5 protein-coding genes are annotated in these 6,537 nt (G+C 36.6%); 3 read left to right on the plus strand and 2 right to left on the minus strand.

Annotated features, from left to right (window positions below; all coding sequences use genetic code 11):
* Nucleotides 1-13: 13 nt before the first annotated feature.
* Nucleotides 14-1,324, minus strand: coding sequence for an LCP family protein (locus tag HMPREF0549_RS03015; RefSeq protein WP_373878835.1), 1,311 nt, complete (start codon nt 1,322-1,324; stop codon nt 14-16).
* 340 nt (nt 1,325-1,664) lie between these two features.
* Between HMPREF0549_RS03015 and HMPREF0549_RS09330 the strand changes: the two genes are divergently transcribed.
* The 3 genes from HMPREF0549_RS09330 to HMPREF0549_RS03035 all read left to right on the plus strand — a co-directional run bounded on the left by HMPREF0549_RS09330 (nt 1,665) and on the right by HMPREF0549_RS03035 (nt 5,722).
* Entirely contained in the window at nt 1,665-3,809 is a 2,145-nt protein-coding gene (locus tag HMPREF0549_RS09330; protein ID WP_003716791.1) for an SEC10/PgrA surface exclusion domain-containing protein, read from the plus strand.
* 110 nt (nt 3,810-3,919) lie between these two features.
* The gene (locus HMPREF0549_RS03030; RefSeq protein ID WP_003716792.1) at nt 3,920-5,128 is read left to right on the plus strand and encodes a mannosyl-glycoprotein endo-beta-N-acetylglucosaminidase; all 1,209 of its coding nucleotides are present in this window, start codon (nt 3,920-3,922) and stop codon (nt 5,126-5,128) included.
* An 81-nt stretch (nt 5,129-5,209) separates the two neighbouring features.
* A complete protein-coding gene (locus HMPREF0549_RS03035) occupies nt 5,210-5,722 on the plus strand; it encodes a hypothetical protein (RefSeq protein WP_003716793.1) in 513 nt (170 codons plus the stop codon).
* An 88-nt stretch (nt 5,723-5,810) separates the two neighbouring features.
* Here the strand turns inward: HMPREF0549_RS03035 and HMPREF0549_RS03040 are convergent, their stop codons facing one another.
* The gene (locus HMPREF0549_RS03040; RefSeq protein ID WP_040530869.1) at nt 5,811-6,344 is read right to left on the minus strand and encodes a hypothetical protein; all 534 of its coding nucleotides are present in this window, start codon (nt 6,342-6,344) and stop codon (nt 5,811-5,813) included.
* Between the last annotated feature and the right edge of the window lie 193 nt (nt 6,345-6,537).

The following is a 6,537-nucleotide window of genomic DNA, read 5'->3' on the forward strand; positions in this document are numbered from 1 at the left end:
GTATATTTTTTTATTATTCACGAGTTGTAGTTGGTTCTTGAACAGTACGTGCTGTAGTATTTTCAGAAACACGACCAGTAGTAGGAGTTCTTGTAGTTTGGTACTCACTACGGACGGTTGATTGTGTTCTTCTTTCTGTTTGAGGAACTTGGGTAGTAACCTGTGAGCTTCTTATTTCACCATAGGTTCTTGCACTATTAGAATAGATAGAACTTTGTTTTTGTGATGACGATTTTATTGATGTCTTACCACCAATAACATAATCGCTTCCATTACCACTACCTGGATCGTTATAACTAGCACCACCAGGAAGAATAAAGTCTGTATTAGTTACACCATTATAGGATGGTTGAGACTTGTACATTCTAGTTTCGTGGTTAACAACTTTCTTAGGTTTAAGACCTAGTTGTTTACGAATGAGTTTAGAAATACGATTAATTTCTTTTGGACTAGCAATTTGGAATGAGACGCCCTCAATTGTGGCATCTTGTCCTTGGAAATGGTAAGTTGTGACATTATCCATTGCAGCGTGGTAATTACCATATAGTGTAGCAATATCATCAACTGGAATATTTGTTTTTACACCATCTTTAACCGCATCAAGAATCTTATTTGCAGTTCCAATAGAACCAGATTTCTTGAACTTCTGAATAACACTCTCAATAATCTGTTGTTGACGCTTTTGTCGTCCATAATCATTATTTGGATCACTGTAACGCATCCGAGAATATTTAAGAGCTAACTCACCGTTAAGGTGTTGCTTTCCTTTCTTAAAGTGGTGTCCTTCGTACGTGAACGCAAAAGGATTATCTACGGTTACACCACCGACTGTATTAACAACCTTTTTTAAAACCCCCATGTTAATAACGGCATAGTAATCAATCGGAACATCTAACAGCTCGGAGACAGCTTTAACGGTCTTTTTGGGACCACCGATTGAATATGCTGCATTAATCTTTACGTATGTAGGACCTTCTTTAGTCGGAACACGAACTAGCGTATCACGAGGAATACTGGTCATAGTTATTTTCTTTGTTTTAGGGTTAATTGTAAACAATTCAAGCGAGTCAGTATTTCCACCAGTATTTCCACGATCCAAGGCACCGACATCAGTTCCCATTGCTAGGACAGAAACAGGCTCACCTTTTTGGAGCTTTTTGCTGATTTTACCATCGCCACTGCCAAAAATATTATTAGCAGCCGAATTAATCTTATGGTATTCGTAGCCACCACCGAGTAATACCAAAATAACTAGTGCCCAAATAATATTTTTAACCCAGCGAGGAGTTCGGTAGTGATGAACTTCTGGTGTATTTGGATTCATATTTGATGAAGTTCTCCGTGGGTTATTATTTGAAGACTTAAATTTTGGTAACTTAAATTTTGACATTTTGGATTCATGATTTTGCTTCTGATCCTGAGCTACCTTATCATGGATCCGTTGTTCCATCTTTTTTCGATATTCTTCACGTGTCTCGTGATTGTCATTCATATTTTGTACCTCAATCAAAAGTTTTTAACCTTATTAATATACTATAAATGTAAGGGTCATTTCAATTTGCTAATATTAGCTTAACAATTCTGTAAACATTTCGTTTTATAATGCTACTTAGTGTAAAATGTGATATAGAAATGTTCTGATAAATTACAGGGGAAGATAATAGATGAATAAAAATCTTGTAAAAATGACGGCGGTCGCAGCATTAACCACAGCTGTTGGTATTGGTATTGTTGAAAATAATGTTCTCGCTGATACACAAACAACCGATTCCGCGACAAGTGTTAATTCTGATAATGTTAATAGTAATCAGCCCATTGTCAGTAATGTTGCTCAGCAGCAAGCTTCAGCGACAACTGCAGCACTTTATTCGGCCAATTTAAATACACAGAGTACCCAGTACGTAAACTTCTCACAAGGGTATACTCTTGATAAATTAAGGGGTATTTCTAACTCTACTGAAGCAAATGATTTTCAGCAGACAACAATTAGCGTGTTGAGTATGAATAATTACCAATCAGACAGTGTTGCCGCTAAAGAATATGTAAATGTTAATAACCTAAGTCCTGAACAAACGATCCAAATGAATCAGTATGGAGTAGGCTTAGTAAATCAAATTAGAAGTGAGTTTGGCTTGGAGCCTTTTCAATTAAATGACGAAACGATAGATCAGGTTCGGTCAATGGCGTTGGAATATCAAAATAAGAATGAATCATTAATGAATGGTCATTGGCATGATCCAGAAATTCTTAACAATCATAGTGAAAATATTGCTGCCCAACAAATTTATAATGATAATATAAATGGTTTAGCTGTTCGTCCTTTTGCAAGTGCTAAAGGGAATGAGTTTATCAATAATAATGCTATTCCTGTATTTAGTGTAACTACAATGGATGATTTAAGAGCACTAATTTACTATGGTGTAATGGGAATGCTCTTTAATGATGCTTCAGATAATTTTGGTCATGCACAAAATTTTTTGACTAATCCACAAAGAATTAATACGCTTGGGATCTACCCATCCATTACTAAATCAGTTGGTACGGGAACTTATAGTGATGGTTCGACATTTAATTTTAATTTGTTAAATGTTGATATGCATTTTATCTGGGCTGAAGGTGATAATAATTCTAGTACTGCTGAAGAATATAACACTCCTGGCTGGCATTTAATTGATAATGAATGGCGACATTTTGATCAGGCTGGACTATTAGAGTTAGGTTGGAAGTGGATCAACGGTAATTGGTATTACCTAGAACCGACAACTGGTAATATGCAAACTGGTTTGAAGAATGTTAATGGCAATGTGTACTACTTAAACAATAGTGGTGCGATGGTAACTGGTTGGCAAAGGGTAAATAATAATTGGTATTATTTCCAAAATAATGGTGCTGCGTTGACTGGCTGGCAATTCATTAACGGCCACTGGTATTACTTTACTAGTCAGGGGGTTGCAGAGACAAACTGGCAGTGGATTGGGAACCATAAGTATTATTTTGATTTAGATAATGCATGGGCATTGACCAATTGGCAAAATTTGAGCGGTAATTGGTATTACTTTGATTTAAACAATGCTTGGATGGATACGAATTGGCAATGGATTGATAATAATTGGTTCTACTTTAGCCCTAGTTATGGCCAAATGATGACGGGATTACAAACGGTTGAAAATAGTTTATACTTCTTAAATACGCAACATGATGGCAATTATGGGGCTATGCGGTCTGGTTGGTGGAATATTAATAATAACTGGTATTTCTTCTATAATAATGGAGCTGCAGCAAAGGGATGGTTCCGGTCTGGTGCAGGAAACTGGTACTACTTTGGTAACGATGGTAAAGCGTTGACAGGTTGGCAAAAGATCAACGGGCATGGTTATTACTTTGATACTGTTAATGCCTGGGCAGTACGTGGATTTCAGTTGATTGATAACAGTTGGTATTACTTCGATCCAATAAATACTTGGCAGAATAGTGGCTGGCAATTTATTGGTAATAACTGGTTCTATATGAACTCAACGACTGGCCAAATGGAGAGTGGGTTGCAAACGGTTAACGGAAAGGTATATTTCTTAACCACTCAACATAACGGTTTGTTTGGAGCAATGACTACTGGTTGGCAAAAAGTTAATGGAAAATGGTATTACTTTGACGCTAGTGGCTCAGCATTAATCGGCTGGCAAAAGATTAATGGTCACTACTACCACTTTAAGAATAATGGTGAAGCGGATACTGGGGATGTTTACTTAACCAATAACGGACAAAGTAAGCTTTACCATTTTGATGAGCAAAATGCATGGTTAACTGAATAAGTTGATTAAGAAAGGTTGGCGTTGAGTCAGCCTTTTTGTGTTAGCTTGTTAGCTAAATAATTAAGTGCTAAAATGAAACCGTATTTTGTTACTTTTGGGGAGGAATAATCTTGAAAAAGAAATTATGGTTGGCTTCAACCACTGTTTTAGCAGGATTAGCGCTTGGAATTACTAGTGTTAGTGCTGATACTAATGTAAGTACAAATAGTAGCAATATGAATAGTACTACTGTTGCTACTACTAATAATGTAAATACAGATAGTAGTGCTGTATCGACTCAAGTAAGTAATAGTGATGCAGCAGTTACGAGTGCTTCTGCTGATACTAGTGCACAAGGTAGTAATGTTGCAAGTGAACAACAAACTACGACTGTTGCTCAGTCTGTCACAGCCACTACCAGTCAAGCACGAGCAGATTGGTACTCTGGTTATTCAACTGGCTGGCAATCAAGTCGGAATTATGATGGTACCTATGATTGGACTTATCGTAAGACTGATGGTACGCGAGCAGAAAGTGAATGGCTATTAATCAATGGTTCCTGGTACTATTTTGATGGTTTAGGTGAGATGTCAGCTAACGGATGGCATAGTGCTCCATGGCATGGGCAATATAACGAATATTATTTTGATGTTAATGGCCACTACGTAACAAATAGTTGGCATTCATATAATAATGGCAAATATGCATATCCAGAATATACATGGTCATATTCCAAGTCTGATGGCACACGAGCAGAAAGTGAATGGTTATGGATCAATGGTGCTTGGTACTATTTTGACGGTGCAGGTGACATGGTTGCTAATGGATGGCATGGTGCTCCATGGTATGGGCAATATAACGAATATTATTTTGATGTTAATGGCCACTACGTAACAAATAGTTGGCATTCATATAATAATGGCAAATATGCATATCCAGAATATACATGGTCATATTCCAAGTCTGATGGCACACGAGCAGAAAGTGAATGGTTATGGATTAATGGTGCTTGGTACTATTTTGACGGTGCAGGTGATATGGTAGCTAATGGCTGGCATGGTGCTTCGTGGAATGATCAATACAATGAATATTACTTTGATGTAAACGGCCACTATGTAACAAATTGCTGGCATTCATTCAGTAATGGCCATAACCAATATCCAACCTGGTCGTATTCTAAAGCAGATGGTACTAGGGCCGAGAATGAATGGTTATGGATCAATGGTGCTTGGTACTATTTTGATGGTGCAGGTGATATGGTAGCTAATGGCTGGCATTATGCTCCGTGGAATGGTGAATACAGGGAATATTACTTTGATGTTAATGGTCATTGCCTATAATTAAATCTAATTTAGAAGGCTGTCTGAATTGGCAGCCTTTTTGTTATACAATCAAATAAAAAGAGACTTGGTGAATTGAAAATGGATTCAGGTATTATTTCGGCTTGGGCTGATGTGGCTTCGGCTATTTTGGCTTTTTTTGCTTTATTGGCAGCTTGCTATGCATGTTACGTAAGTAGAAAAGATTTAAAATATCGGTTAGATCCTAAGCCGAAACTTCATTTGTGTGTTGCATATGATTGTGAGGATGGGAAAGATGGTTATCAGTTAGTTTGTATTAATTCAGGTGATATGGCAGCAATTATTAATATTAAGGAGCCAAAGCCAAAAAGAACAATAAAATATATTCACAGAAATTGGCCATCAGCAAAGTTTGATAATGAAGCTATAAATAGCATTATTGTCGATCCACATACTAAAAAGAAAATTTTCTTTGTTGATAAATCATTTTGTAATAAAGTAATTGGTGAAAAACGAAAAAATATAAATTACTGTTTGAAAATTTTTGAAGCTATTAATAAGATTGAAAGTGATCTTATTTTTGACTTTAATAAGAATGAAAATATTACTGTAAAAGAAGTACAGCATGTTTGAGATAAATGTTTTATAAACCCAAAAAGAGGAATCAGCGCTAATTGCTGACTCCTCTTTTTGTGAAAGAATGCTATTTCCACTATTTTAATTATTCGTTATGACTTACTGTAACTCCACTTGGTAATGCTCCTGACCAGTCTTTGTATTGAACTTGGGAACTTCCCTTGGTAGTGTAGCGATCCATCCCATCGCTATCAACATTGTGGGTAACTCCTTCAGAGTCAGTCCAAGTTGCGACATCACCTAAACCAAGTTGAACTGATTTTTGTTCCTTAACGCTGCTTGATGAACTAGCAACTTTAGCTGGAGCAGTAACTTGTTGGTTAGCACCATTGTTAGTTGCACTTGCAGCCGAACTGGTAGTTACGTTCTTAGCAGAACTTGTGCTACTACTTGAAGATGCAACGTTTGTACTTGCTGAGTGGTTAGTAGCAGCTGCAGTTTTAGCACTGGGTGATGCTGACTTTTCACTCTTCTTGTGGCTTTGCTTAACTACTTGTGAGCTTGATGCTTCATGGGTCTTGTGCGATGTAGTTGTGGAACTGCCAACAGCACAACCACCTAGACCTAGTGCAAGTAAAATAACAAGTGAACTATTTAAAACTTTCTTATTCATCTTCATGGTAATAGCACTCCTTCCGGCAACGTTAATTTTAACGTTGTTGTTCTCTTTCAATGCATATATTGTAACATAGTTGAAATGTTAATGTAAATATTTAGCAATTAAAATGACCAATTTTGCAATTTTTGTAATGAAATGCAATGAAAGGGTAATAAAGGAGACTTAATTAATATTACTTGGCTTTTTATTGATT

The sequence above is a fragment of the Limosilactobacillus vaginalis DSM 5837 = ATCC 49540 genome (assembly GCF_000159435.1).
Classification (GTDB): Bacteria; Bacillota; Bacilli; order Lactobacillales; family Lactobacillaceae; genus Limosilactobacillus; species Limosilactobacillus vaginalis.

What these genes read in the sequence shown, in the direction of transcription:
- HMPREF0549_RS03015 (WP_373878835.1), bottom strand. Translation starts at nt 1,324, where the DNA reads ATGAATCCAAATACACCAGAAGTTCATCACTACCGAACTCCTCGCTGG.
- HMPREF0549_RS03035 (WP_003716793.1), top strand. Translation starts at nt 5,210, where the DNA reads ATGGATTCAGGTATTATTTCGGCTTGGGCTGATGTGGCTTCGGCTATT.
- HMPREF0549_RS03040 (WP_040530869.1), bottom strand. Translation starts at nt 6,344, where the DNA reads ATGAAGATGAATAAGAAAGTTTTAAATAGTTCACTTGTTATTTTACTT.
- HMPREF0549_RS09330 (WP_003716791.1), top strand. Translation starts at nt 1,665, where the DNA reads ATGAATAAAAATCTTGTAAAAATGACGGCGGTCGCAGCATTAACCACA.